The sequence below is a fragment of the Xanthomarina sp. F2636L genome, assembly GCF_026410195.1.
Taxonomy (GTDB): Bacteria; Bacteroidota; Bacteroidia; order Flavobacteriales; family Flavobacteriaceae; genus Xanthomarina.
On record NZ_JAPMLM010000069.1, the window covers coordinates 395,528 to 422,246 of the forward strand.

Sequence of the window (26,719 nt, forward strand, 5' to 3'; positions counted from 1 at the left end):
AATAAAATTTCATTGCTTAACGTTTACTAATTTCGTAATTTCGTAGGGTATGAAAAAAATTCAAATGGTTGACCTAAAAGGTCAGTATAAAGATATAAAAGATGCTGTTAATCCTGCCATTCAGGAAGTTATTGAAAACACATCTTTCATTAATGGACCAAAGGTTCATGAGTTTCAAAAAAACCTTGAAAACTATTTAGGAGTCAAGCATGTAATTCCTTGTGCCAATGGTACAGATGCTTTGCAAATAGCCATGATGGGCTTGGGATTAAAGCCAGGAGATGAGGTGATAACGGCCGATTTTACTTTTGCAGCAACCGTAGAAGTAATTGCTTTATTGCAATTAACTCCAGTTTTAGTAGATGTAAATCCTGACGATTTTAATATAGACATCGAAGCTATAAAAAAAGCTATTACACCAAAAACCAAAGCGATAGTTCCCGTGCATTTATTTGGTCAATGTGCCAATATGGAAGCCATTATGGAGATTGCTAAGGAGCATAACTTATATGTTATTGAAGATAATGCACAAGCTATTGGAGCAACTTACACGTTTAGCAATGGTAAAAAAGCCAAAGCAGGAACGATTGGCCATGTAGCTTCAACGTCTTTTTTTCCTTCTAAAAACTTAGGATGTTATGGAGATGGAGGTGCTATTTTTACTAATGATGATGATTTAGCACATACCATTAGAGGAATCGTAAATCACGGCATGTACGAACGTTATCATCACGATGTGGTTGGTGTAAATTCCAGATTAGACTCCATTCAAGCAGCCGTTTTAGATATCAAATTACAAAAATTGGATGGGTATAATAAAGCTAGAAGAGAAGCTGCAAATAAATATAACGACGCGTTTAAACATATAGATGAAATATCAACACCTTTTGAATATGGTGCACCAGAAAATCATGTGTTTCATCAATATACATTAAAATTAAAAGATGTGGACAGAGATGGACTTGTTAAGTTTTTAAATGACAATGATATTCCTTGTGGTGTTTATTATCCAATTCCACTTCACAAACAAAAAGCTTATAAAGATTCGCGTTATAACGAAGCAGATTTTGAAGTTACAAACCAATTAGTAAAAGATGTTATTTCTTTACCAATGCATACCGAATTGGATGATGAGCAAATTAAATTCATAGTATCTAAAATTATAGAATATATACATGGCTAAAATTTTAGTTACAGGAGGCCTTGGGTTTATTGGGTCTCATACTGTTGTTGAACTTCAAAATAAAGGTTTTGAAGTAGTAATTATCGATAATCTTTCAAATTCTTCTATAAAGGTCTTAGATGGTATAGTTGCTATTACAGGAATAAAACCTGAGTTTTTAAATATAGATTTAAAAGAGAAAAATTTAGTTCAAGAGTTTTTTAAAAAACACCATAATATTGATGGAGTGATTCATTTTGCAGCTAGTAAAGCTGTAGGCGAAAGTGTCAAGGAACCTTTAATGTATTATGAAAATAATATCAATACCTTGGTGTATTTACTTCAAGAATATACCAAACTAGAAAATTCAAATTTTATTTTTAGTTCTTCTTGTACGGTCTATGGAGAGCCAGATGCTTTACCTATTAATGAAGCGGCACCAATTAAACCTGCTTTATCACCTTATGGTAATACTAAGCAGATAGGAGAGGAGATTATTCAGGATTTATGTAAGGTTACCAGTAATTTTAAAGCCATTTCTTTAAGATATTTCAATCCTATTGGAGCTCATGAAACAGCATTTATTGGCGAATTGCCTCTTGGTGTACCACAAAATCTAATTCCTTTTATTACACAAACAGCCATAGGTAAAAGAAATCAGCTTGCTGTTTTTGGAGATAATTATCCAACAGCAGATGGTACGTGCATTCGAGACTATATTCACGTAGTAGATTTAGCAAAAGCACATGTTACAGCTCTATCAAGGCTTTTAGAGAAAAATAATAAATCTAATTATGAAGTTTTTAATTTAGGAACAGGAACAGGAAGTTCTGTATTGGAAGTTATTCATGCTTTTGAACGTGTTTCTAACGAAAAATTAAATTATAGAATAGCAGAAAGAAGAGAAGGAGATGTAGTTTCTGTTTACGCAGATACTAAAAAAGCAAATGAAGAATTAGGATGGACTTCAAAATTATCCTTAGATGACGCTATGAAATCGGCTTGGAAATGGGAACAAAAGATATCCAAGTCTTAAAATTAAGAATTCTTTAACAAACACCTTCTTATAATGTCAATCTGATAATAATATAGCCTATCTATTAACAGATTAAAAATAAGTTTCTGATTAACAGTCTTTTAAGCTATTTTGTTTGGTTTTTTGTATGCAAATTCGTTACTTTGTACCAAATGATAACGGAAAATATGAAATTGATTACAGTACAAAGAGAAACAGTTGAAGAGAAAAGGTACACACCTAAAATGGGAGAGCTACTTACAAAAGTAACTTATATTAAGAAAGCTTTTTTAAGTATTCCAATTAAAACAATTCACAAATATCGAGAAACCTATTACGGTGAAGTTAAAGATTGCAAAGCTTGTAATCTAGCAAGATAAAAAAATCAAAGCCTCTTAAATAAGAGGCTTTTTTTATGCGTTTTTTGTTTCTTTTCCTTTTTTTAATCCTGAAAATAAAAGGAGCCCAAGTCCTAGCATGACTGACATGTCTGCAAAATTAAAAATCCCTGTTCTAAACACGCCTCCTAAATCTATATGGAAGAAATCTGTTACAGAACCATAAACTATTCTATCGTAAACATTGGCAATTCCTCCACCAACAATACAACAGAATCCTATTAAAGACATTCTGTCTAAATCTTTATTTGTAATAATATGAAAAGTGACATACCCTAAAACAAGAATAGGAAGAGCTAACAGAAAAATGAGTCTTAATGTTGGATTTAAATCACTTCCCATTCCAAGAAATGCGCCTGCATTCTCTACATTATGTAAAGTGAATATATTTCCAATTATTGGTGTTTCGCTTCCTGGAGTAACATAAAGTCTAGTTAAAACTTTAGTAATCTGATCTAAAGCAATATTAAATACAATAAGAAGAACAATAAATGTATTTCGAGATAATTTCATTAAGATTCTTTTGTATAAGTGGCTGAAGCTGTTTGTGCTTCTCTATTAATTTTCTTTACTAAGCCTTGTAAAACGTTTCCTGGACCAACTTCAGTGAATAAGGTTGCGCCATCAGTTATCATTTGTTCAACAGATTGGGTCCATTTTACTGGAGCAGTCAGTTGGGAAATTAAATTAGTTTTTATGGCTACAGCGTCTAAAACAGCAGAAGCCGTTACGTTTTGATAAATTGGACAATTAGGTTTATTAAAAAAAGTGTTTTCAATGGCAGCTGCTAATTCTTCTCGAGCTGGCTCCATTAAAGGAGAATGAAAAGCACCTCCAACAGGTAGTACTAAAGCACGTCTGGCACCTTCTGCTTTTAAGCTTTCGCAAGCTCTGTTTATAGCATCAACTTCTCCAGAAATAACAAGTTGCCCTGGGCAGTTATAGTTTGCAGGAACAACAATGCCTTCAGTAGTAGCACATATTTTTTCAACTATATCATCGTCTAAACCTAAAACAGCAGCCATGGTACTTGGTTGTAATTCACAAGCTTTTTGCATGGCAAGAGCACGTTGAGAAACAAGTTTTAAACCATCTTCAAAAGTTAAAGTCCCATTTGCAACCAACGCAGAAAACTCACCAAGAGAATGTCCAGCAACCATATCAGGTTTAAAACTATCACCTAAAATTTTAGCTAAAATAACCGAATGTAAAAAGATAGCAGGTTGTGTAACTTTAGTTTCTTTTAAATCTTCAGCTGTTCCTTGAAACATCGCATCAGTAATTGAAAAACCTAAAATACCATTGGCTTGTTCAAATAATTCTTGAGCTAAAGTTGAGCTTTCGTAAAGGTCTAAACCCATTCCTGAGAATTGTGCGCCTTGACCCGGAAATATAAATGCGTTCATATGTATTAATTTTAATGCTGCAAAAATAGGAATTAATTATTAGTTTTCGGTTGCAGTTTTTAGATTCAGTGGGACTAGATATTGAGATAGAAAACTCTATTGGCAAGCAGCCTCAGCACAACGTTCTCCATCCATAGCAGCAGAAACAATCCCTCCAGCATATCCGCCACCTTCTCCACAAGGAAATAAGCCTTCTATTTCCGGATGTTCTAAATGTTCATTTCTAGGAATACTAACAGGAGATGAGGTTCTACTTTCTACTCCAATTATATTGGCTTCAGAAGTATAATATCCTTTCATTTTTTCTCCGAAAGCTTTAAAACCTTGACGTAAATTCCCACCAATAAGTTTTGGTAAAAGCGAATGTAAGGGTGATGAATTTATTCCCGGTTGATAGGACGTAGGATTTAAATCTGATGAAAATCTCCCTTCAACAAAATCGGTTAATCTTTGAGCAGGAGCAGTTTGTGTTCTTCCACCAGCAGTGAAGGCTAAACGCTCTAAGTCTTTCTGATATTCCAAACCTTTTAAAACTCCAAAGTGTTCGTATTTAGGAAAATCTCTATCCACATTTAATTCCACAACAATGCCTGAATTTGCAAATTGGTTGTTTCGTTTTGAGGGGGACATCCCATTTACAACTACTTCGCCATTGGCAGTAGCAGCTGGAACTATAAAACCTCCAGGACACATGCAAAAGGAATAGACACCTCTGTTGTTTACTTGTTGGACTAAACTATATGAAGCTGCAGGAAGTAGTTCGTGTCTGTCTCCAGAACAATGATATTGGATGGAATCTATAATGTGCTGTGGATGTTCTACGCGAACTCCCATGGCAAACGACTTGGCTTCTAAAGCAATTTTCTTGTCACGCAGCAGATAATAAATATCTCGTGCGGAATGACCGGTAGCTAGAATGACACGATTAGCTGGTAATTCTTCACCATTTAATAATTGAATGGCTTGGATTTTATTGTTTTTAATTTTGAAATCGCTTACACGAGCTTCAAAATGCACTTCACCACCGTATTTTATAATAGTTTCACGAATATTGGTGACTACCTTTGGAAGTTTATTAGTGCCAATATGTGGATGTGCATCAACTAAAATCTGATCTGTAGCTCCATGATATACCAAGTTTTCAAAAATACGCCTAACATCTCCACGTTTTAAGCTTCTGGTGTATAGTTTTCCATCGCTGTAGGTTCCAGCACCACCTTCGCCAAAGCAATAATTAGAATCTTCGTTTACAAAATGATCTTGATTTATGGCTTTTAAATCGCGTCGTCTGTCTTGCACATTTTTGCCACGTTCTAAGACAATAGGTTTAAATCCTAACTCAATACAACGCAAAGCAGCATACATTCCTGCCGGTCCAAAACCAATAATATGTATAGGTTTGGCTTTTGAAACATCTTTATAATCAAACGTGTATTCGGAAGTTTCCGGAACAGGCTCGTTAATATAAACGGCTACTTTGTAATTTAAAATTATTTTTGGTTTTCGCGCGTCAATAGATTTACGAAGTACTTTTACACCAGAGATTTTGTCCTTGGTTATGCCTAGGTTTTCGGCAGATTTTATTAGAAGAATATTCGGAATTTCTTCCTCTTTTAAACTAATGCGTAGCTGAAGCGCTTTTATCATGTGGTAAAATTACTGAAAAATAAGAAATCCTAGAGAATTTTGTCAAGTTGTTTTGATATTAGGTGATGGCTCTAATAGAATTATTTTAATTGACTTATAAAATTTATCTAAGTGTCATCCAATTTAAAGGCAACACTTTATCTGAAGGCTTAAGTCTGTTAGCCTTCACCCGTCATCTGTGCACTAATAAAAGGAATTTTAGGAGCTAAAAAATAACCGGTTAAACTAGCAAAAAGAATAGGTATAAAGTAAGAGAATCCTGTTAAGGTTGCTAATAAAATTGTAGTACTCATTGGAGTTCTGGTAACGCAGGCATTTATGGCTGCCATACAACTTACAATGGTAAGCGATAAACTTATGGATGGAATAAAGTGATGAATTATTAGACCTAAGGTTGCGCCAGTAAAGAATAAAGGGATAATAAATCCACCTCGCCACCCAGAGGTAACTGTAACGGAAATGGCTAATATTTTTAAAAATAAAATAGCAATTAGCATCTGAATTGAAAAGTCGCTTGTTAAGAGTGTAGAAAGTTCATAGTGACTAAAGTATCTTGTAATTGGTACATAATAGACGATTATTCCCAATAAAATTCCACCAATTAATGTTTTGATATAAATAGGAACATGTAATTTTTGAAATAGATTTTTTAAAAACTTGGTGCAAAAAATAAAAAACCAACCAAAGCATGTAGCTATAATTGCAAAAAATACGGCGTATAAGAAATCGAACTTATCTAGCATTTCATAGCTTGGTAAAATCCATAAAGTTCCAAGATCTAGCTGAGTAATTAGTGCAAAAACAACATAACTAAAGCAGCTAGCAACAAATGCGGGCATGATGGCCTTGTAATATTCTACCGCATGTTCATGATGTAATATTTCTAAGGCAAATAAACTACCTCCTAAAGGAGCGCCAAACATGGCTGTGAATCCTGAGGCCATTCCTGCAATGCTCATAGAGCGTAAGTCTTCGCCTTTTAATCTGAATAATTTCCCTAACCAAGTTCCCGAAGACCCAATAACCTGAACTAACGGAGCTTCTGGACCCAAACTCCCTCCGGAGCTTATACAAAGTAAGGAAGATAAAAGCATAGATGGATTGTTTTTAGGATCTAGCTTTCCTTTATTGAACCGAATGTTATTTACTATTAATTGAATTTCTCCAGGATCGCCAATAAAATGAATTACTAGACCTGCAAGTAATCCGCAAATAGCCATAGTAGGAATTACCAACCAACCTTGAAAGAAGGCAAGTTGATGGGTTAAAAACTCTAATGTAATCCAATATAATCCAGCTATAAAGCCACCAAGCAGGCCTAATAAGGCCCATAATAAAAATTTTCTACTAAAAACAAATGGGTTAAATTGGATGGGTTGATCTAAAAGATTGAGGTATGTAACTAACTGCCTTTTGCGTTTTAGTTTCACTGGGTGATTGGTTTTTAGATTATACTCTAGTGTATGTTAAAAATGAAAAGTCATAGTCGTGTTTTTCATCTTTAGCATGATAGGTATTATTTATTTCCTTCCAAATTGTAGGGTCTATTTTTGGGAAAAAAGTGTCTGCATCAAAACTCTCATGAACTCTGGTGATTTCTATTTTATCGGCAAATGTCATAGCTTGTTTGTAAATTTCTCCACCACCAATAACAAAGGGTTGCCTGTCTGATTTAGCAGCATCAAAAGCATCCTCTATATTGTTAACTACAATAACTCCACTAGGAACCTGGTAGTCTGCTTGTCTAGAAATAACTATGTGTGTTCTATTAGGTAAAGGTTTTGGAAAACTTTCAAAAGTTTTTCTTCCCATGATAATATGGTGCCCATTAGTAAGTTGTTTAAAACGTTTAAGGTCGTCGCTTAAATGCCAAATAAGTTGGTTGTCTTTTCCAATGGCGTCGTTTTCTCCTGCCGCCACTATTAGTGTAACTTCAGATTTTTTTGAACTAGGTAATTGTGTTTTTTTTTCTGTAACAAGAGGGTAATCTTTCTCAACTTGTTGTTGTAGTTTGTCAATTTTTTCTTTCTGTACGGCAACTAACTTATTTAGTTGTTGTTTTTCCCAAGCTTCTCCTAAAAACTTATTCGTAAAATAGACGTTAAAAGCATGGTATAAGAATATTAGTAACCAAATTAAAATGGCATAAACAAACCAATTAACTCCTAATGGATTAACTGTTGCACCAACATCAAAAACCAAACTGGCAACAATAATAGCAAGAGAGCCAATTAAAAATAAAACAAAGTGAATATAAAGGCTTCGCTTCTGCTTGATTCGTTTTTGAGCAGTTTTAATTAACTCTAATTGCTCTTTATCTATTTGTGGGGTCTCTTTTTTCTTTCCGAACATAATCTGAATGTTTATGTAAATTTAGCTAATTTCTAGTAATCTTTAGAAATGTATGGTCATTAAAAATTCCATTTTGGTATCTATAGCTTTCCCGTTTCTATAGCCAGGTTCTTTAAATTTCGGCATTCGTTTCAAAACATTTATCACTTCGGCAGCCATCTCTACTTTATGAGCTTTTGCAGTTATTTTTTCTGCTTTCCCTTTTTTATTTATGGTGAAACTTACCAAGAATTGCGTTGTTTTATCTGTAGGAAAAAGCTTGTCGGCTAACTCGTAATCGATACTTACTTGTAAATAATCTTTAATTTTTTTAGTAGTACATTCTTTTAAAGCCTCGTAATTTAAATTTTCATTGCAACCTCTGTAAACTGCAAATTTTTCGTTCTTATCAGGTTTAGGATTGCTTATTTTAAATTTAATAGGTAAATAATATGGCACTCTTACTGGTTTACCATCAACATAACCAGGTTTTAATTTGGGTAGTAAATTAATGGTGCGAATGGCTTCAGCCTCTAATTCAGGGTAAGGTGCTCGGGCTTTTATATCTATTATGTCACCACTAGTAGATATTTTAAAAAAAACAGCAATTTTTACTATAGTTTCATCTGGCAAATTTAATTTATCTGCCACTTTTATATTGAAATTCTTAGCAATGTGAGCGTTCATTCTTTCATTAAAGCACGCTTTCAAAGCCTTGTTATCTAAGCTCTCATTACAGCCTTTATATATTGGTACACGTTCAACTAATGCAAAAGATACGTCTTCTGGATCTGAACTGTTTTCAGAAGTTATTGATTCCTGAGAAAATGTGATGAGATTTGCTAAAAAAAGGAATAAGAGTAGGTAGTATTTCATGAGTTTGGTTTAAACTTAAATAGCGACTTTGCCTTTAATATGTGGATGATGTATATAATCGACTAAAGTGAAATCTTCAAATTTAAAATCAAAAATATCTTTTACATTCGGGTTAAGAAGCATTTTAGGAAGAGGTTTTGGATCTCTGGATAATTGTAGCTCTAACTGTTCTAAATGATTGTTATAAATATGAGCATCGCCAAACGTATGTATGAATTCTCCAGCCTGATAACCACAAACTTGGGCCATCATCATAGTAAATAAGGCATAAGATGCAATGTTAAAAGGGACACCCAAAAAGATATCTGCACTACGTTGGTAGAGCTGGCAAGACAGTTTTCCATCGGCTACGTAAAATTGAAAAAATGCATGACAAGGAGGAAGAGCTGCTTTCCCATTAGCTACATTTTCGCTAAAACTTTTTGAATTATCTGGTAATACTGAAGGATTCCAGGCAGAAACCAGCATGCGTCGGCTATTTGGATTCTTTTTCAAGGTGTCGACAATTTCTTTTATTTGGTCAATCTCATCACTGTTCCAGTTTCTCCATTGGTGTCCATAAACTGGTCCTAAATCACCATTTTCATCAGCCCATTCGTTCCAGATTCTAACACCATTTTCAGTAAGGTAGTTAATGTTGGTATCACCTTTTAAAAACCAAAGTAGTTCGTAAACAATGGATTTTAGATGAAGTTTTTTGGTGGTAACCATGGGGAAACCCTCACTTAAATCAAAACGCATTTGATATCCAAAAACACTTTTTGTTCCTGTTCCGGTTCTGTCTCCTTTTTCATTACCGTTTTCTAAAACGTGGCTAACTAAGTCTAGATATTGTTTCATAACATGTCCCACGAAAGTGGGAATCTCATTAAATTAAACTTGATTTTTATTTGCAGTATAGAATTTCTATAAATAGAAGTTTCAACTGCGCTCAACATGACATTTTTCTTGTCTGGATAAAAATAGATAAAAGCACCAAGTTTTAAGTATGGATGGGATACTTTAATATTAAAAGTTATTAACGAAAAAATAGAACTTCAATAAATGCAAAACACTCATAACGAATATTTGTTATGAGTGTTTTGAAAAGTACTATTTTATATTTTTAAACAATGAGATTCCTGCTTTCGCAGGGATTTGTTATCCTATTATCATGCCAGCAATAGTTGCAGAAATTAAAGACGCTATGGTTCCACCAATTAAGGCTTTCATACCAAATTCTGATAAAGTTTTACGTTGTCCAGGAGCTAAAGATCCAATACCACCAATTTGAATTCCAATAGATGCAAAGTTGGCGAATCCACAAAGCATATAAGTTGCCATAATAATCGATTTATTGTAGTTTAAATGGACAGCATTAGCTACGTTTTTCAAGTCGGCTAATTGTATGTATCCAACAAATTCGCTAGCTGCTAGTTTAATACCTAACAATTGTCCCATCATCATAATGTCTTCACTCGCAACTCCAATTAACCACATGAGAGGTGCAAAAATAGTTCCTAAAATAGCTTCAAGAGAAAGTGCCGGATATGGTGTGTTTGCTGCCATCCATGTATTGATGGTAGAAAAATCTCCAATCCAACCTAAAATTCCGTTTATCATGGCGATAAAAGCAACAAAAACTAAAAGCATGGCACCTACATTTACTGCTAATCTTAAACCTTCTGTCGTTCCGTTTGCTATAGCATCTAAAATATTTGAACCTATTTTTTCTGAAGAGACTTCAATTTCAGAATTAATCTCTTCCGTTTGGGGGTACAATATTTTGGAAATAACAATAGCGCCTGGAGCAGCCATTACGGAGGCAGCTAATAAGTGTTTGGCATATACTAGCCTTAATGCAGGATCGTCTCCTCCTAGAAAACCAATATAAGCCGCAAGTACAGCTCCGGCAACGGTTGCCATACCTCCAATCATAACCAAAAGCATTTCACTTTTGGTCATTTTTTCTAAATAAGCCTTTATTAAAAGAGGAGCTTCAGTTTGTCCTAAAAAGATATTACCAGCAACACTTAAACTCTCTGCTCCAGATATTTTTAATAGTTTGCTTAACAACATTGCCATTAATTTTACTGCTTTTTGTATTAATCCTAAATAGAATAAAACAGATGTTAATGCTGAAAAGAAAATAATGGTTGGTAACACTTGAAAAGCGAATATAAACCCGAAGGTGTCCATATCTACCACTAGGCCTTCGAAAAGGAATTTACTTCCTGCTCTTGTAAAATCTAAAATGCTAATAAAAACTTGTCCAACAGCTTCGAATCCACTTTGAATAAAAGGGACTTTTAAAACACCAATAGCAATTAATAATTGAAATGCTAAACCAACTCCAACGGTTTTCCAATTAATGGCTTTCTTATTTGAACTAAATAAAAATGCAATAAATATTAAGGAAACCATTCCTAAAACACCTCTCCATAGGCTATTAAATGAAAAACCTTCGCTTGGCTTTATACTACCTTCTGTTTCAGATACGGCAACTGCTTCGTTAAAAGACTTATTATTACTAGAAAAGTGATAGGTGTTTTCTTTTTCTTTAAATACTAATGTTGAATCTGTAAGTTCGTTAATTCGGTATCTTTTTACAGAATCGAATGGTTTATTGTAATAAAAAACCAATAAATTATTTTGAAAGATGTAATCTCCAGAACTTTGTAATGAATCTTTACTGACTGAAAATTTGAAAACACCTTGATGAAGCTCTAAGGCATCTGTGTTTTGATTAACACTCAATTCTTCCCCAGCTTGATCTTGAATGCTTTCAAGTTGCCATTTTTTTTCTATCTCTTGAGCTTGTAAGGTTAAAGTAATTCCGAAAAAAATAGCTGTAAAGGCTAGTAAAAATTGTTTCATTTGTTAGGTTAGGTTAGTTATCGCTTAGAAATTTCATCACGAATTTTTGCAGCTTTTTCGTAGTCTTCGTTTGTTACAGCTTCATCTAGTAGAGAGTGTAATTCGTCTAGAGTTTTATTCGAATAGGTGTCTTTTGTTGAGCCAGACTCTAATTCTTCAGCAATAATATCGTCCACCAATATACTGTCTTCTTCGTTTTCCTCCTCATCTTTTGGATTCACTTTTAAATAAATTCCAGCTTTATCTAAAATGTTCTTATAAGTAAAAATAGGTGCATTAAAACGAAGTGCTAAAGCAATAGCATCGCTAGTTCTGGCATCGATAATTTCTTCAATTTTATCTCTTTCGCATATTAAGCTAGAATAGAACACGCCATCCACTAATTTATGGATGATAACTTGTTTTACAATAATGTCGAAACGGTCTGCGAAATTTTTAAAAAGGTCGTGGGTAAGAGGTCTAGGAGGTCTTATTTCTTTTTCTAAAGCAATAGCAATAGATTGCGCTTCGAAAGCACCAATAACAATAGGTAATTTCCGGTCGCCATCTACTTCGTTTAAAATGAGTGCATAAGCACCATTTTGGGTTTGACTGTATGAAATTCCTTTGATATTAAGACGTACTAAACTCATAAATTTTTAAAACACAAAGAACTGTTTAAATTAGGACTTTACCAACTGCTTAAAAGCATATTTGACGATTTTGAACTATTTATGTCACAAAATCTGAGCTGTTATAGAAAGTTAATACGTAATTTAAACAGTTCTTTTTAACAATACAAGTTAAAAAAAATATTTATTGCTGTGCTTTAAAAGCTTTTAATTTTTCGATTAATTTTGGAACTACTTCAAAAGCATCTCCAACAATTCCATAGTCGGCAGCTTTAAAGAAAGGAGCTTCTGAATCTGTATTAATTACTACTTTTACTTTACTAGCATTAATTCCTGCAAGATGTTGAATTGCTCCAGAAATTCCAATAGCAATATATAGGTTCGATGCTACAGGCTTACCAGTTTGTCCTACGTGTTCGCTATGTGGTCTCCAACCTAGATCACTTACAGGTTTAGAGCAAGCTGTTGCTGCGCCTAAAACATCTGCAAGTTCTTCAATCATTCCCCAGTTTTCTGGACCTTTAAGACCACGCCCACCTGAAACTACTGTTTCAGCATCTGCAATGGTTACTTGTCCAGTAACTTTATCAACAGATTCTACCTTAACTCCTAATTCAGGAATAGAAGGTGAGAAATCTTCGGCAGTTGCACTCCCTGAATTTTCTTTTAAACCAAAAGCATTTTTAGATACTCCAACTATTTTTACATCTGTATTGATAGCTGTCATGTTAAAAGCTTTATTTGTAAAAGCTGTACGTTTTACTGTAAATGGTGATGTGCTTGTAGGTGCTTCAACCACGTTAGAGGCATAACCTGCATCTAAATCTATAGCTAAAAGTGGAGCCAAATATTTACTGTCTGCACTTGAACTAACAATAACTACTTTAGCATTTTCATTTTTAACTGCTTGTGCTATGGCACTAGCATATCCATTGGCGTTAAATGTTTCTAATTGAGAGTTGTTTACTTTTAAGACTTTGTCAACACCATAATTTCCTAAAACAGACGTATCGTCTGCATTAAATGTAATGGCTGTTACGGTTGTTCCCATTTGATCTGCAACTGTTTTTGCATAGGAAGCAACTTCTAAAGCTGTTTTTTTAAAAGTTCCTTTATCGGATTCTGTATATACTAAAACTGACATAATTTTTTTAAATTTGGTTATTAAATAACTTTTGCTTCGTTATGAAGTAAGTTTATTAATTCATCTATATTATCTGGGTCAATTAATTTGATAGCACCTTTTGGAGCTGGTTTTTCAAATTTTACAGATGCTGTTTCTGTATTTGCATCCATAGGTTCTACTACTTTTAAAGGTTTTTGACGAGCCATCATAATACCTCTCATATTAGGAATACGTAAATCGGATTCTTCTACCAAACCTTTTTGGCCTCCAATAACTAAAGGTAAAGATGTAGAGACAGTTTCTTTTCCACCATCAATTTCTCTTATAGCTTTGGCATTTGTACCATCTACTTCTAGGCTAATACAGTTAGTTACAAAATTGGCTTTTATTAAACCAGCTAACATTCCAGGAACCATACCTCCGTTATAATCTATAGATTCACGTCCAGCAATTACTAAATCGTATCCACCATCTTGAACTACTTTTGCTAATTGTTGTGCTACAGCAAAACCATCGGTTGCTGGAGTGTTAACTCTAATAGCTCCATCCGCTCCAATTGCTAAAGCTTTACGTAAAGTTGGTTCAGTTTCTGGACCTCCAACATTTACAACATCTACACTAGCTCCTTGTTTTTCTTTAAACCACATGGCACGAGTTAAACCAAATTCGTCGTTTGGATTAATTACAAACTGTACACCATTGGTGTCAAACTTGGTATCTCCTTCAGTAAAATTAATTTTTGAAGTCGTATCAGGTACATGACTAATACATACTAATATTTTCATCTTTTGAATAATTTATATGTTTATAATTCTGTTTTTTCAGTTTGAAAGTTCTATAAATCAAGCTTAAAATAATGCCTTGAGAAGCTCCAACTGAAATGAGGTTACGAAGTTACTTATTTTATTCAAAATATTTACTATGCACGCATAACAAATTTTGTTAAAAAGCAAATTATTTTTAGCCATGCTATATATTGTATATGTAAATAATTTTTAATGATTTATTTTTACCAATATTATATATCGATTTTATTCTGAATAATTGCTATTTTTGTGCTCCTTTATAATTAGTATTAATTAAAACAGCTCTTTCGTTTTGAAAGACATCAAACAGGAATGAAAACAATTCAATTTAGAGAAGCTATTTGTGAAGCCATGAGTGAAGAAATGCGTAGAGATGAAAGTATTTACTTAATGGGTGAAGAAGTTGCAGAATATAATGGAGCTTATAAAGCATCTAAAGGTATGCTTGACGAATTTGGGCCAAAACGTGTTATCGATACACCTATTGCAGAACTTGGTTTTGCAGGTATTGCCATAGGTTCTACCATGACTGGAAACAGACCTATTGTAGAGTATATGACATTTAATTTCTCATTAGTTGGTATTGATCAAATTATAAATAATGCAGCAAAAATCAGACAAATGTCTGGTGGACAATTTAAGTGTCCTATTGTTTTTCGTGGACCTACAGCTTCTGCTGGTCAGTTGGCTGCTACACACTCTCAAGCTTTTGAAAGTTGGTTTGCAAACACGCCTGGTTTAAAAGTGGTAGTGCCTTCAAACCCTTATGACGCTAAAGGTCTTTTAAAATCGGCTATCCGTGATGACGATCCCGTTATTTTTATGGAAAGCGAGCAAATGTATGGAGATAAAGGCGAAGTGCCAGAAGGCGAGTACACCATTCCATTAGGAGTTGCAGAAGTAAAACGTGAAGGAAAAGATGTTACTATCGTTTCTTTTGGAAAAATTATTAAAGAAGCTTATAAGGCTGCAGATGAATTAGAAAAAGAAGGTATTTCTTGTGAAATTATCGATTTAAGAACCGTTCGTCCTTTAGATAAGGAAACTATTTTAACTTCGGTTAAAAAAACCAACAGATTGGTTGTTTTAGAAGAGGCTTGGCCTTTTGGGAACGTGTCTACAGAGATTACTTATATTATACAATCGGAAGCATTCGATTATCTAGATGCACCAATTATAAAAATAAATACAGCAGATACTCCTGCACCTTATTCATCAGTTTTATTTGAAGAATGGTTGCCAAATAGTAATGAAGTAATTAAAGCTGTTAAAAAAGTATTGTATAAATAAAATTTTATTATTTTAGTTTAAATTGACTTCATTGGCAATATTGTTGATGGAGTTTTTTTGTTAATATGAAAATCAAGTTATTAGGTTTATTATTTTTCTTTAGTATGGGCTTTTTGTTTTCTCAAACAAAAGTTAGTGGTCATGTTTTTGATGAAAACAATGAACCAGTAGCTTATGCGAATATTATTTTTAAAAATTCTTCAGAAGGAACTATCACAGACGAAAACGGAACTTTTTACTTGGAGTCCTCTAGTACTTGGGAAACTTTAATCGTTTCTTTTATTGGTTATGAAACCATAGAATATCCTTTAGAGAAAAAAGTAAACTACAAGCTAAGTTTTAATATTATAGAATCGGCTTCTGCCTTAAATGAAGTCCTTATAGTTTCTGGAAAGCAATCAAAAAAAGCTGAAGAAAATCCCGCAATTGCTATTATGAAGAAAATATGGGAGCACAAACGGAAAAATGGACTCAGACAATTTAAACAATACAATTACGATCGTTACGAGAAAGTAGAATTTGATATCAACACCATAGATAGTGCTTTAATGAAAGGGAGCCTATTTAAAGGCATGGAGTTTGTTTTCGAGCATGTGGATACATCTAAAGTTACTGGAAAAACATACTTACCAATTTTTGTGAATGAAGAAGTTGCCAAAGTATATGGTGATAATATTCTTAAAAAAGAGAAAGTTGAATTAAAAGGAAATAAAAACTCTGGCTTTAGCAACAATCAATCCATTATAGATTTTGTAAAAGATTTATATTCTGAATATGATATTTACGATAATTACTTAAAATTCTTCGACAAAAGCTTCGTAAGTCCTATTTCTACAACAGGAATCAATACCTATAATTATGTGTTATCAGACAGTGCTTACATTGATAACAAATGGTGTTACAATATTATTTATTATCCAAGACGTAAAAACGAGTTGACCTTTAAAGGTGATTTTTGGGTGGCAGATACAACCTATGCCATTAAGGATATTAATATGCAAGCATCAAAGAGTGCTAATATAAATTGGGTAAAAGAAATTTATATAGAGCAGGAGTTTGAGGTTTTAAACGATTCGGTGTTTTTAGTAAAACGTGATTACTTTATGTCTGATTTCACCTTCAATAAAAAGGAAAAATCCCGAGGTATTTACGGAAAACGTACCACACTTTATGATAATTATGTGTTTAATGAAGTAAAAGACGATAAGTTTTATAAAGACGAAGTTTTCAATTATAATAAAGATGCATACAATCGAGAAGATGCCTTTTGGGAAGAAAACCGAATGGAAGCCTTAAGTAAAGACGAAAAAGGAGTTTATAAAATGCTGGATACGCTTAAAACAGTTGGTAAATTTAAAAGGCTTTACAATTATGGAAGTATATTGGCTTCAGGGTATGTTGAAATAGATAAGCTAAACTTAGATTATGGTCCCATTTTTTCAAGCTTTGGTTATAATGATGTTGAAGGCTTGCGTTTAAGAGCAGGAGGAAGAACTTATTTTGGACCTAACGATCTGTGGCGTTTACAAGGTTTTGTGGCGTATGGGCTTAAGGACGATAAATTTAAATATGGTTTTTCGGCTAAATATTTATTGAATAAAAAAAACCGACTTATTATTTCAGCAGGACATAGACGGGATATTGAACAAATTGGAGCTAGCTTAACCACATCAACAGATGTTTTAGGAAGAAGTTTGGCCTCGAATGCTGTTTTTACAACAGCTCCAAACGACAAGCTTTCTAATATTAAGTTAACGGCATTAGCCATAGAAATGGAGCCTATAAAAAATGTGCTTTTTAGAATAGGAGGAGATTATAGAACCCTATCTTCGGCTTCAGATGCTTTTAGTTTGGATTATGTAGATCCAGATTCACCAACAGGTATCTCGTCCGATTTAAAACAATTTGAAAGTACTTTTGCAGTGTCGTATTTTCCTGGCAGAAAAATGACTGGTCATGGGGTAGAACGTACAAATGCAAACGATACCTATGCGTCTATTTTTGCTCAATTTAGTTTAGGTGATAAACATATTTTTAAAAGTGATTTTGACTATACCAAAATACAGATATCTTACGTGCAACCATGGCAATTGGGAGGAATAGGAAGACTTAAATCTACTCTAGAAGCAGGAAAAACTTTTGGAACTGTTCCTCTTGGACTGTTGAGTATTGTACCAGGAAATCAGTCGTATTTTTCAGTATATAAATCGTTTTCACAATTAAATTATTATGAATTTGTTACAGATACCTATGCAGCGATGCACTTGGAGCATAATTTTAACGGACGCTTATTTTCAAGAATCCCTTTTTTAAGAAAACTTAATTGGCGAGAAATTGTTGGTTTTAGAGCCGTGTGGGGAGATCTGTCCCAAGATAATATTACTATTAGTGCACCATCAAATATTCCTTTAGTTGCTCCTTCAGATGAAATTTACTACGAATATAGTGTTGGTGTTGGTAATATTTTTAAAGTATTTAGAATAGATTTTAACTTTAGAGGAAATTATTTTGATAATCCAGGAGCAAGAAATTTTGGGGTAACAGGTAGTTTCGGATTTCTTTTTTAGTTCATTAAAACCAATCTCTTTATTTTTTTAACCAGAACTTCACACAACAAAAGCAATATTAGTTGCCCAAACCCAAAGACTTATGTATCTTTGCAGCCCTAAAAATGCAGCTTGTAGTTTTAAAAAAGCGAGTTTTTTAGATATTTAAGATATAACGTAAGATATAAAAATATGAGTCCAAAAGGAAAAAAATCTTTTGATGTATTAATTGAAATACCAAAAGGGAGTAGAAATAAATACGAATACGATTTTGAGTTAAAGAAAATTCGTTTCGACCGTATGTTGTTTTCGTCTATGATGTATCCAGCAGATTACGGTTTTATCCCAGAAACTTTAGCATTGGATGGAGATCCATTAGATGTTTTAGTATTAGGAGGGGAGCCTACGTTCCCAATGTGTGTGGTTGAGGTAAAACCCATTGGTGTATTCCATATGGCAGATGAAAAAGGTCCAGACGAAAAAGTTATTTGCGTGCCAGTTTCAGATCCTATCTGGAATATTTTAAACGATTTATCTGATATGAATCCACATCAAATTAAAGAAATCGAACACTTTTTTCAAGTGTACAAGGATTTAGAAAAAAAGAAAGTCGATGTTGGAGGTTGGGGAAATGCCGATGAAGCCTATGATATTTTAAATAAATGTGTAAATCGTTATGAAACGAGCGAACATAAAACAAATGGCGATTTTACCATTTAAGAACAACAAATTTTAAAATTTTAAACCCTTATCACATTAGCTGAATAAGGGTTTTTTAATGTTAGGGTATTTTGTTACATTTGCTGCTGCTAAAAACTAATCAAATAAAAAAATAATATGGAATCAATGATGATTTATATGCCAATTGCAATGGCACTTTTAGGATTAATCTATATGATTGTAAAGCAATCTTGGGTTATGAAACAAGATGCTGGAGACGGCAAGATGAAAGAAATTTCAGATCATATATACGAAGGTGCTTTGGCATTTTTAACGGCCGAATACAGATTGTTAACAATCTTTGTTATTATAGTAAGTGTTGCCTTAGCAGCTGTGTCTTTTATAGTACCAACAACACATTGGTTAATAGTAGTTGCTTTTATTTTTGGAGCTGTATTTTCTGCTTTTGCAGGAAATATTGGTATGAAAATAGCAACTAAAACAAATGTAAGAACCACACAAGCCGCAAGAACGAGTTTGCCAAATGCACTTAAAATTTCTTTTGGTGGTGGAACTGTAATGGGACTTGGAGTTGCAGGTTTAGCTGTATTGGGTTTAACAGCTTTCTTTATTTTCTTCTTTTGGTTTTTTATGGGAAGTGAATGGACAAACACTATGGATATGACCATTGTGTTAGAAACATTAGCTGGATTTTCTTTAGGAGCTGAGTCTATAGCTTTATTTGCTCGTGTGGGTGGAGGTATTTATACGAAAGCCGCAGATGTTGGAGCCGATTTAGTTGGTAAAGTAGAAGCTGGTATTCCAGAAGATGACCCGAGAAATCCTGCTACTATTGCCGATAACGTGGGTGATAACGTGGGTGATGTAGCTGGAATGGGAGCTGATTTATTTGGTTCATACGTAGCTACTGTATTGGCAGCTATGGTTCTTGGTAACTATGTTATTAAAGATATGGGCGGAATGATTGACGATGCCTTTGGAGGTATTGGTCCAATCTTATTGCCAATGGCAATTGCTGGAGCTGGAATTATTATTTCTATCATCGGAACCATGTTGGTTAAAATAAAATCTAACGATGCAAAAGAAGCTCAAGTAATGGGAGCTTTAAACATAGGTAACTGGACATCTATTGCTTTAGTTGCCATATCATGTTTTGGTTTGGTTACTTGGATGTTGCCTGAAACCATGAAAATGAATTTCTTTGGAGAAGGCTTACAAGAAATTTCATCCATGCGTGTGTTTTACGCAACCTTAGTTGGTTTAGTTGTTGGAGCTGTTATTTCTTCAGTAACGGAATATTATACAGGATTAGGTAAAAAACCAATTTTAAATATAGTACAACAGTCAAGTACCGGAGCAGGTACAAATATTATTGCTGGTTTAGCTACTGGTATGATTTCTACTTTTCCTTCTGTATTATTATTTGCAGGAGCTATTTGGGCATCTTATGCCTTTGCTGGATTCTATGGTGTTGCTTTAGCAGCTTCTGCAATGATGGCAACTACAGCTATGCAGTTGGCGATTGATGCATTCGGACCAATATCTGACAATGCAGGTGGTATTGCTGAAATGAGCGAACAAGACCCAATAGTTAGAGAACGTACAGATATTTTAGATTCTGTTGGTAACACAACTGCTGCAACAGGAAAAGGTTTTGCAATCGCTTCTGCTGCATTAACGTCCTTAGCTTTATTTGCTGCTTATGTAACGTTTACAGGAATTGACGGAATTAACATCTTTAAAGCACCAGTTTTAGCCATGTTATTTGTAGGTGGTATGGTGCCAGTAGTATTTTCTGCATTAGCAATGAATGCTGTAGGTAAAGCCGCCATGGAAATGGTAGAAGAAGTACGTCGTCAGTTTAGAGAGATTCCTGGGATTATGGAAGGTACCGGAAAACCAGAATACGATAAATGTGTTGAGATTTCAACTCAAGCATCTTTAAAAGAAATGATGTTACCGGGATTATTAACTATTGGATTTCCTTTAATTATAGCTTTCGTTCCAATGATTTTTGGAATGAATAATATGGCAATTGCCGAAATGCTAGGTGGTTATATGGCAGGAGTTACGGTTTCTGGTGTACTGTGGGCTATTTTCCAAAACAATGCCGGTGGTGCATGGGATAATGCTAAGAAATCTTTCGAAGCAGGTGTTGAAATTAATGGAGAAATGACATATAAAGGTTCTGAGGCTCACAAAGCTGCTGTAACTGGAGATACTGTAGGAGACCCATTTAAAGACACGTCTGGACCATCTATGAATATTTTAATAAAATTAACTTGTTTAATTGGGTTGGTTATCGCTCCAATTTTAGGAGGTCATGCTATTACTGAAGGTGTTGCTATGACAGATGTTGAAACTTCAATTTCAAATGATGTTATTAAAAAAGTATATGTCGAGTTTAAAGTTAAAAACGATGAAATGGCAAAAGCAGTTGTAAGTACTACAACGGTTGTAAATGATGAAACTAAGGTTGATGAACGTATTATTTCTGGTACTTTTACTGAAGTAAAAGCAAAGGTGGATGAATTAAAAAAAGGCGCTTCATCTATTAAAGTAAAATCTAATAGAGCTGAACTTGAAGAGGAATTCTCGATGGAGATTATAAAATAAAAACGTTTCAAATAGATATAAAAAAACCACGCTATATGCGTGGTTTTTTTTGTTTATATATGATGGTTCTTAAAGCGATTAAAACAAACCGTTTATCTCAGCATCAATTCTGTTTATAATACTTCCTAAATCTTCAGGATTAGCCACAAAATCTAAATTATCCACATCAATTATTAATAAGTTTCCTTTGTCGTAACCATGAATCCAAGCTTCGTAACGCTCATTCAATCTACTTAGATAATCAATGCTAATAGAGTTTTCGTAATCACGACCTCTTTTATGTATTTGAGATACTAAATTAGAAATAGAACTTCGTAGATAAATTAATAAATCTGGACCTTGGACAAAAGATTCCATTAAATCGAAAAGCGAACGGTAATTTTCAAAATCGCGATTAGTCATCAAGCCCATGGCATGAAGGTTTGGCGCAAAAATATGGGCATCTTCGTAAATGGTTCTATCCTGAATGATATCCTTTCCACTTTCTCGAATTTGAGATACTTGACGGAACCTACTATTTAAAAAGTACACCTGTAAATTAAAACTCCAACGTTCCATTTGGTTGTAAAAATCGTCCAAATATGGATTATCTACTACATCTTCTAATTGAGACTCCCAATGGTAATGTTTGGCTAGTAATTTAGTAAGTGTGGTTTTACCAGCACCAATATTTCCTGCAATTGCAACGTGCATAATTATTTATTGTTTAGTTGGAATTTGTGTAAAATTTTAGAATCGTAAATATACACCGTTTCATTGGTTACTAAAAACTGTTTTGTTAACAATTCAGGGGTTTCAATTAATTGATATACTTTTTCAGATTCATTAAAAAATGTCAAACTATTATTTTTAACTAAAAAAATCTTGTCATTGCTTTCAACAAGCGATGTGTATCCCATATTTTCAATCTTATATACCAAACTTCCAAAGTAATTATATTTATAAAGAAACTTTTCAGTTAAGATCCAGGCGTAGTTGTAATTGCTTTTTAAATCTAAAGCTTTAGATTGTATAGGTAAGGTGGTTGCCCTTATTTTATGTGTTTTATAATCGAATAACTCTAACTGCTGAATGTCTTCGTTAAAAACCCATAAAGCATTGTCATTTGCGGTAGATACAAAAGAAACATTTTTATAATATTCTAAACTGTTGAAGTCTATTTTAAGAATTTCAGCAAACCTATTATCTAGAATAAAAGCCGTGTTGAAATCTTCATAAAAAACGGTAATTTTTAAAGGATTAAAACTATTTGCTGAGGTTATTTTTCCAAATTGCACATTGCTATACGAGTAGTTATTTTTGTCTTCAATTTTGTATAGCGTATTTTTATTAATATAATACACTGTTCCAAAATTGTCGATTCCTATAAGACAATCAGCTTCAAAAGGGATTTTTGAAACGAAAGTAGTTTCTATGGGTTCTTGTCCAAAAATGGAATAAGAAATAAAAAATATAAAGTATAAGACTGTTTTCATTTCGAATTGAAAAGTACGAAATTCCATTTAAATCTCAGTTTAATTTCGATATAACCACATCCATAATAGTTTATTTAAGAAAACTATAATTTAATAGATTAAACTAAACGTTTCTTTTAATGTCTAAGTAAAGAATTTTAATCAAACAGAAACCTAAAATAATGAATTTTACATCTCATCTTTTCAAATCATTCTCTGTCTTAATTGTTTTTTTAACAACAACCTATTCTTTTGCACAACAGGATTTTCAAGGTAAAGCTACATATCTGTCTAAAACAACCATCGACATGGATAATTTTGGGAGAGCAGATATGAGTGAAGAACAAAAAAAGCAAATTGCAGAACGAATGAAAAGCATGCTTGAAAAGACCTATTTTTTAGTCTTTGATAAAACAGAATCCACCTATAATGAAGAAGAAAAATTAGAAGCTCCAGGCCAAGGTGGTGGTTTTAGAGGCATGATGGGAAGTTTTACAGGAGGTTCACAATACAAAAACGTGAAAGAAAATCAATTACTTCAAGAGCAAGAATTCTTTGGAAAACAGTTTTTAGTAAAAGATTCTTTGCCAAAATTAGATTGGAAATTAAGTGGAGAGACAAAGCAAATTGGTCAATATACTTGTTTTAAAGCAACTGCAACTAAAAAAGTAGATGCAATGGATTTTAGAAGTATGAGAAGAAGAAATAATGAAGATGAATCCAAAAAAGCAACAGACAGCACGAAGACAAAAGACCTTATGGATGAAATTGAAGTTCCAGAAACTATTGAAGTTACAGCTTGGTACACCATGCAAATTCCGGTTAACCAAGGTCCAGGAGAGTATTGGGGATTGCCAGGACTTATTCTAGAAGTAAATGCAGATAGAACAACTATTTTGTGTTCTAAAATTGTACTTAATCCTGAAGAAAAAGAAACTATTAAAAAGCCTTCAAAAGGAAAAGAAGTGACGCAAGAAGAGTATAACGAGATCATGAAAAAGAAAATGGAAGAAATGCGAGAAATGTATGGAGGTCGTGGAGGCCGAGGTGGTGGAAGAGGTAATTAATTTTCTTATTTATAATCAATCAAGAAACTAAAATGAAACATACAATTGCACTACTATTAATTTTAGTAGCAACTACAGCTTTTTCTCAAGTTAAATTTGAAGGCGTAGTCAAAGATAGTTTAGGAAACCCATTAGAATTAGCCAACGTGGTAGCTATCAATCAGGAAACAAAAAACATGGATGCTTACGGCATTACTAACGATGTTGGTAGATACAAACTTACCATTGAAAAAAATTCTAGTTATAAAATTCAAGTGAGTTATATCGGTATGAAATCTGCCGATGAGCTTATTGAAACTAAGGACAATCATATTTCAAAAGATTTCACACTCCAAAATGATAATACGCTAGATGAAATAGAGCTTGTTTACGAAATGCCTGTAACTATTAAAGGTGATACTATTGTTTATAATGCAGATTCTTTTAAAGATGGTACCGAAAGGAAGTTAGAAGATGTTCTAAAAAAATTACCTGGAGTTGAAATAAACAACGATGGCGAAATTGAAATAGAAGGTAAAAAAGTTTCGAAAGTGATGGTCGATGGAAAAGATTTCTTTGATGGCGATTCTAAATTGGCTTCTAAAAACATTCCTTCGAATGCAGTCGATAAAGTTCAGGTATTAAAAAATTATTCTGAAGTAGGTCAATTAAGTTCCGTAACAAACAATCAAGATAATATAGCCATTAACATCAAACTTAAAGAAGGAAAAGAAAACTTTTGGTTTGGTACAGTTACTGCAGGAGGTGGGGCGACAAGGGATGAAGGTCTCTATTTGGTGCAGCCAAAACTCTTTTATTACAGTCCAAAACTAAGTGTTAATGTTATTGGAGATATGAATAATATTGGGGAATTGGCATTTACACGTCGAGACTATTTTAACTTTTCAGGGGGTTTTAGAATGCCAAGCCGTAAAAGTGGAACAAGCATCAATCTAGGAAATAATGATTTGGGTTTTTTAACCCTTCAAAATAATAGAGCCAAAAGTATTGTGTCTAATTTTGGAGCAGCAAATTTCAGTTATTCACCTAAAGAAACATTAGATATTAGTGGTTTTGCTATTTATTCTAATAGTAAAAATGAATTACAAGAAAATGATAATATTGTTTATACAGATCCAGAGTTAGGAATTCCTGATGAAACAACACAAAGTAATACCATTCAACGAAGCGATTTAGGCATGCTCAAGCTTAGCACAAAATACAAGCCTAATGGTAACAATCAATTAGATTATGATGTGTTAGGTAGATTTTCTAAAGAAACACAAGAGCAAAACGTGTTCTCTTCTGTTCTTGGCAATACAGATATTAATGAAGAATCAAGTCCGTTTAGTGTAAAACAAGGCCTGAATTACTATTATACTTTAGATGAAACAAATATCTTTTCATTAGAAATTCAATCTTTAATTCAAGATGAAGACCCTTTTTATAATGCTGTTCTTGAAGAGAAAAGCAGTTATGATGATGTGGCTAATGTGGTTGGGTTTGATACCACACAATCTAACTATAATGTGGCACAAGATAAACGTGTTAAATCGAATCAATTAGATGGAAAAATTGATTATTGGAATGTGTTGAATAATAAGAGTAATATTAATGTAACTCTTGGAACCATTTATAGCAATCAAAAATTTACGTCTGAGTTATTTCAATTTTTAGATGATGGTTCTGAATATAATCCGATTCCGGTTGATAATGATGGCTTAGCTACTAATGATATAACATACAATTTTACCGATTTATATTTAGGGGTTCATTACACGATTAAATTAGGAAAATTCACTTTGACGCCTGGACTTTCGGCACATGCTTATAATGTGAATAACAGTCAATTTGGGGAGACTTACAAGGATAATTTCTTTAGAGTTTTACCCGACTTCGATGCGAGAATTCAATTGAAAAAGAGTGAGCAAATTGTTTTTAATTACGCCATGCAAACACAATTTACAGACATTACTAACTTTGCTCGTGGCTATGTTATGAATAATTACAATTCGTATTTTTATGGAAATCCAGAGTTGGAAAATGCGACAGCACATAATATTAATCTGTCTTATTTTAGTTTTAACATGTTTAATTATACCAATGTTTTTGCGAATGTAAACTATAGAAAAAGCATCGATCAAATTAGGAATATTACCAATTTCGAAAGTGTTATTAGAAGTAACTCTTCTTTCAATTCTAGTTATGCCGATGAAACTCTTTCAGCTAATGGTAGATTTCAAAGATCTTTTGGGAAACTTAGAGCTTCGGTAAATGGAAACTTTACTTATGCGAAATTTAATCAGTTTATTCAAAATACACCATCTGTAAACGAGAATTACTCACAGACTTATGGAGCAGAATTGAGAACTAATTTTAAAAAAGCGCCTAATGTGGAAGTGGCTTACCGTTATACCATTCAAGATAATGACCAAGGTTCCAGCAGAAGTAAGTTTTATACCAAAGCGCCAAGTATTGAATTCGATGCTTTAATTTGGGAAAGCTTAACCTTTAAAACATCTTATGCATATAATAATTTTAGCGATGAAGATAGAACCATAAATACGTTCGATTTTTGGGATGCTTCTTTAGCCTATAGAAAAAATGCAGATGCTAAATGGGAATTCGAACTTAAAGCTACCAACTTATTGAATACTCAATCGCAAAGTCAAAGTAGTACAAGCTCTATTTCGGTAAATACAACAGAATATTTTATTCAGCCAAGGTATCTCACACTTAGAGCTGTTTATTCTCTATAATATTGGTTTTCAACTAAATTCTAATTACAAAACCTTTTCAATTTGAAAAGGTTTTTTTTATAGAATAATTTGTATTTTGGATAACTGATAAAA

Annotated in this window: 22 protein-coding genes; 9 read left to right on the forward strand and 13 right to left on the reverse strand. The window is 33.3% G+C overall.

Going from position 1 to position 26,719, the window contains the following annotated elements; translation table 11 throughout:
- The first annotated feature begins 49 nt into the window (after positions 1-49).
- The 3 genes from OS191_RS12945 to OS191_RS12955 all read left to right on the forward strand — a co-directional run bounded on the left by OS191_RS12945 (position 50) and on the right by OS191_RS12955 (position 2,557).
- Positions 50-1,183, forward strand: a complete 1,134-nt coding sequence (locus OS191_RS12945) for a DegT/DnrJ/EryC1/StrS family aminotransferase (RefSeq protein WP_267156134.1) — start codon at positions 50-52, stop codon at positions 1,181-1,183.
- Entirely contained in the window at positions 1,176-2,198 is a 1,023-nt protein-coding gene (galE, locus tag OS191_RS12950) for a UDP-glucose 4-epimerase GalE (protein WP_267156135.1), read from the forward strand. The genes OS191_RS12945 and galE overlap by 8 nt, the downstream gene beginning before the upstream one ends.
- A 167-nt stretch (positions 2,199-2,365) precedes the next feature.
- Positions 2,366-2,557, forward strand: a complete 192-nt coding sequence (locus OS191_RS12955; protein WP_267156136.1) for a hypothetical protein — start codon at positions 2,366-2,368, stop codon at positions 2,555-2,557.
- Positions 2,558-2,590: 33 nt separating this feature from the next.
- Here OS191_RS12955 and lspA read toward each other — a convergent pair whose 3' ends face one another.
- The 11 genes from lspA to OS191_RS13010 form a co-directional block, all read right to left on the reverse strand.
- Positions 2,591-3,088 carry a signal peptidase II gene (lspA, locus tag OS191_RS12960; RefSeq protein ID WP_267156137.1) on the reverse strand — a complete coding sequence of 166 codons (498 nt, stop codon included), beginning with the start codon at positions 3,086-3,088 and terminating at the stop codon, positions 2,591-2,593.
- Positions 3,088-3,981 carry an ACP S-malonyltransferase gene (fabD, locus tag OS191_RS12965; RefSeq protein ID WP_267156138.1) on the reverse strand — a complete coding sequence of 298 codons (894 nt, stop codon included), beginning with the start codon at positions 3,979-3,981 and terminating at the stop codon, positions 3,088-3,090. Before fabD ends, lspA begins: the two co-directional genes overlap by 1 nt.
- A 96-nt stretch (positions 3,982-4,077) precedes the next feature.
- Positions 4,078-5,628 (reverse strand): NAD(P)/FAD-dependent oxidoreductase, encoded by a 1,551-nt coding sequence (locus tag OS191_RS12970; protein WP_267156139.1) that lies wholly within the window; start codon positions 5,626-5,628, stop codon positions 4,078-4,080.
- A 158-nt stretch (positions 5,629-5,786) separates the two neighbouring features.
- Positions 5,787-7,058, reverse strand: coding sequence for a chloride channel protein (locus OS191_RS12975; protein ID WP_267156140.1), 1,272 nt, complete (start codon positions 7,056-7,058; stop codon positions 5,787-5,789).
- 19 nt (positions 7,059-7,077) lie between these two features.
- Positions 7,078-7,980 (reverse strand): dihydrofolate reductase, encoded by a 903-nt coding sequence (locus OS191_RS12980; RefSeq protein ID WP_267156141.1) that lies wholly within the window; start codon positions 7,978-7,980, stop codon positions 7,078-7,080.
- Between the two features lie 42 nt (positions 7,981-8,022).
- Positions 8,023-8,835, reverse strand: coding sequence for an energy transducer TonB (locus OS191_RS12985; RefSeq protein WP_267156142.1), 813 nt, complete (start codon positions 8,833-8,835; stop codon positions 8,023-8,025).
- A gap of 15 nt (positions 8,836-8,850) precedes the next feature.
- On the reverse strand, positions 8,851-9,675 hold the full coding sequence (locus tag OS191_RS12990; protein ID WP_267156143.1) for a thymidylate synthase: 825 nt from the start codon (positions 9,673-9,675) through the stop codon (positions 8,851-8,853).
- A 300-nt stretch (positions 9,676-9,975) separates the two neighbouring features.
- A complete protein-coding gene (locus OS191_RS12995) occupies positions 9,976-11,691 on the reverse strand; it encodes a NupC/NupG family nucleoside CNT transporter (protein ID WP_267156144.1) in 1,716 nt (571 codons plus the stop codon).
- A 17-nt stretch (positions 11,692-11,708) separates the two neighbouring features.
- Positions 11,709-12,323 carry a bifunctional nuclease family protein gene (locus tag OS191_RS13000; protein WP_267156145.1) on the reverse strand — a complete coding sequence of 205 codons (615 nt, stop codon included), beginning with the start codon at positions 12,321-12,323 and terminating at the stop codon, positions 11,709-11,711.
- 163 nt (positions 12,324-12,486) lie between these two features.
- Positions 12,487-13,446, reverse strand: a complete 960-nt coding sequence (locus OS191_RS13005; protein WP_267156146.1) for an electron transfer flavoprotein subunit alpha/FixB family protein — start codon at positions 13,444-13,446, stop codon at positions 12,487-12,489.
- Between the two features lie 20 nt (positions 13,447-13,466).
- The gene (locus OS191_RS13010) at positions 13,467-14,213 is read right to left on the reverse strand and encodes an electron transfer flavoprotein subunit beta/FixA family protein (RefSeq protein WP_267156147.1); all 747 of its coding nucleotides are present in this window, start codon (positions 14,211-14,213) and stop codon (positions 13,467-13,469) included.
- Positions 14,214-14,546: 333 nt separating this feature from the next.
- Between OS191_RS13010 and OS191_RS13015 the strand changes: the two genes are divergently transcribed.
- The 4 genes from OS191_RS13015 (at position 14,547) to OS191_RS13030 (ending at position 21,367) form a co-directional block, all read left to right on the forward strand.
- Positions 14,547-15,524, forward strand: a complete 978-nt coding sequence (locus OS191_RS13015) for a pyruvate dehydrogenase complex E1 component subunit beta (RefSeq protein WP_267156148.1) — start codon at positions 14,547-14,549, stop codon at positions 15,522-15,524.
- Positions 15,525-15,589: 65 nt separating this feature from the next.
- Positions 15,590-18,091 (forward strand): DUF5686 and carboxypeptidase-like regulatory domain-containing protein, encoded by a 2,502-nt coding sequence (locus OS191_RS13020; protein WP_267156149.1) that lies wholly within the window; start codon positions 15,590-15,592, stop codon positions 18,089-18,091.
- Between the two features lie 171 nt (positions 18,092-18,262).
- Complete coding sequence (locus OS191_RS13025) at positions 18,263-18,790, forward strand: inorganic diphosphatase (RefSeq protein ID WP_267156150.1); 528 nt, start codon at positions 18,263-18,265, stop codon at positions 18,788-18,790.
- 117 nt (positions 18,791-18,907) lie between these two features.
- Positions 18,908-21,367 carry a sodium-translocating pyrophosphatase gene (locus OS191_RS13030; RefSeq protein ID WP_267156151.1) on the forward strand — a complete coding sequence of 820 codons (2,460 nt, stop codon included), beginning with the start codon at positions 18,908-18,910 and terminating at the stop codon, positions 21,365-21,367.
- Positions 21,368-21,445: 78 nt separating this feature from the next.
- On the opposite strand, the gene OS191_RS13035 is transcribed toward OS191_RS13030, so the two are convergent.
- Positions 21,446-22,060, reverse strand: a complete 615-nt coding sequence (locus tag OS191_RS13035; protein WP_267156152.1) for a deoxynucleoside kinase — start codon at positions 22,058-22,060, stop codon at positions 21,446-21,448.
- Positions 22,061-22,062: 2 nt separating this feature from the next.
- Positions 22,063-22,869: a hypothetical protein gene (locus OS191_RS13040; RefSeq protein ID WP_267156153.1), complete on the reverse strand. Its 807-nt coding sequence runs from the start codon at positions 22,867-22,869 to the stop codon at positions 22,063-22,065.
- 134 nt (positions 22,870-23,003) lie between these two features.
- Between OS191_RS13040 and OS191_RS13045 the strand changes: the two genes are divergently transcribed.
- Positions 23,004-23,888 (forward strand): GLPGLI family protein, encoded by an 885-nt coding sequence (locus OS191_RS13045; protein WP_267156154.1) that lies wholly within the window; start codon positions 23,004-23,006, stop codon positions 23,886-23,888.
- 32 nt (positions 23,889-23,920) lie between these two features.
- On the forward strand, positions 23,921-26,626 hold the full coding sequence (locus OS191_RS13050; RefSeq protein WP_267156155.1) for a TonB-dependent receptor: 2,706 nt from the start codon (positions 23,921-23,923) through the stop codon (positions 26,624-26,626).
- Positions 26,627-26,719 lie beyond the last annotated feature (93 nt).

Coding starts and splice junctions, on each gene's coding strand:
- fabD (WP_267156138.1), bottom strand. CDS start 3,981: ATGAACGCATTTATATTTCCGGGTCAAGGCGCACAATTCTCAGGAATG.
- OS191_RS12955 (WP_267156136.1), top strand. CDS start 2,366: ATGAAATTGATTACAGTACAAAGAGAAACAGTTGAAGAGAAAAGGTAC.
- OS191_RS12990 (WP_267156143.1), bottom strand. CDS start 9,675: ATGAAACAATATCTAGACTTAGTTAGCCACGTTTTAGAAAACGGTAAT.
- OS191_RS13010 (WP_267156147.1), bottom strand. CDS start 14,213: ATGAAAATATTAGTATGTATTAGTCATGTACCTGATACGACTTCAAAA.
- OS191_RS13005 (WP_267156146.1), bottom strand. CDS start 13,446: ATGTCAGTTTTAGTATATACAGAATCCGATAAAGGAACTTTTAAAAAA.
- OS191_RS13040 (WP_267156153.1), bottom strand. CDS start 22,869: ATGGAATTTCGTACTTTTCAATTCGAAATGAAAACAGTCTTATACTTT.
- OS191_RS13025 (WP_267156150.1), top strand. CDS start 18,263: ATGAGTCCAAAAGGAAAAAAATCTTTTGATGTATTAATTGAAATACCA.
- OS191_RS13035 (WP_267156152.1), bottom strand. CDS start 22,060: ATGCACGTTGCAATTGCAGGAAATATTGGTGCTGGTAAAACCACACTT.
- OS191_RS13030 (WP_267156151.1), top strand. CDS start 18,908: ATGGAATCAATGATGATTTATATGCCAATTGCAATGGCACTTTTAGGA.
- OS191_RS13015 (WP_267156148.1), top strand. CDS start 14,547: ATGAAAACAATTCAATTTAGAGAAGCTATTTGTGAAGCCATGAGTGAA.
- OS191_RS13000 (WP_267156145.1), bottom strand. CDS start 12,323: ATGAGTTTAGTACGTCTTAATATCAAAGGAATTTCATACAGTCAAACC.
- OS191_RS12945 (WP_267156134.1), top strand. CDS start 50: ATGAAAAAAATTCAAATGGTTGACCTAAAAGGTCAGTATAAAGATATA.
- OS191_RS12985 (WP_267156142.1), bottom strand. CDS start 8,835: ATGAAATACTACCTACTCTTATTCCTTTTTTTAGCAAATCTCATCACA.
- OS191_RS12995 (WP_267156144.1), bottom strand. CDS start 11,691: ATGAAACAATTTTTACTAGCCTTTACAGCTATTTTTTTCGGAATTACT.
- OS191_RS13020 (WP_267156149.1), top strand. CDS start 15,590: ATGAAAATCAAGTTATTAGGTTTATTATTTTTCTTTAGTATGGGCTTT.
- OS191_RS12970 (WP_267156139.1), bottom strand. CDS start 5,628: ATGATAAAAGCGCTTCAGCTACGCATTAGTTTAAAAGAGGAAGAAATT.
- OS191_RS13045 (WP_267156154.1), top strand. CDS start 23,004: ATGAATTTTACATCTCATCTTTTCAAATCATTCTCTGTCTTAATTGTT.
- galE (WP_267156135.1), top strand. CDS start 1,176: ATGGCTAAAATTTTAGTTACAGGAGGCCTTGGGTTTATTGGGTCTCAT.
- OS191_RS13050 (WP_267156155.1), top strand. CDS start 23,921: ATGAAACATACAATTGCACTACTATTAATTTTAGTAGCAACTACAGCT.
- lspA (WP_267156137.1), bottom strand. CDS start 3,088: ATGAAATTATCTCGAAATACATTTATTGTTCTTCTTATTGTATTTAAT.
- OS191_RS12980 (WP_267156141.1), bottom strand. CDS start 7,980: ATGTTCGGAAAGAAAAAAGAGACCCCACAAATAGATAAAGAGCAATTA.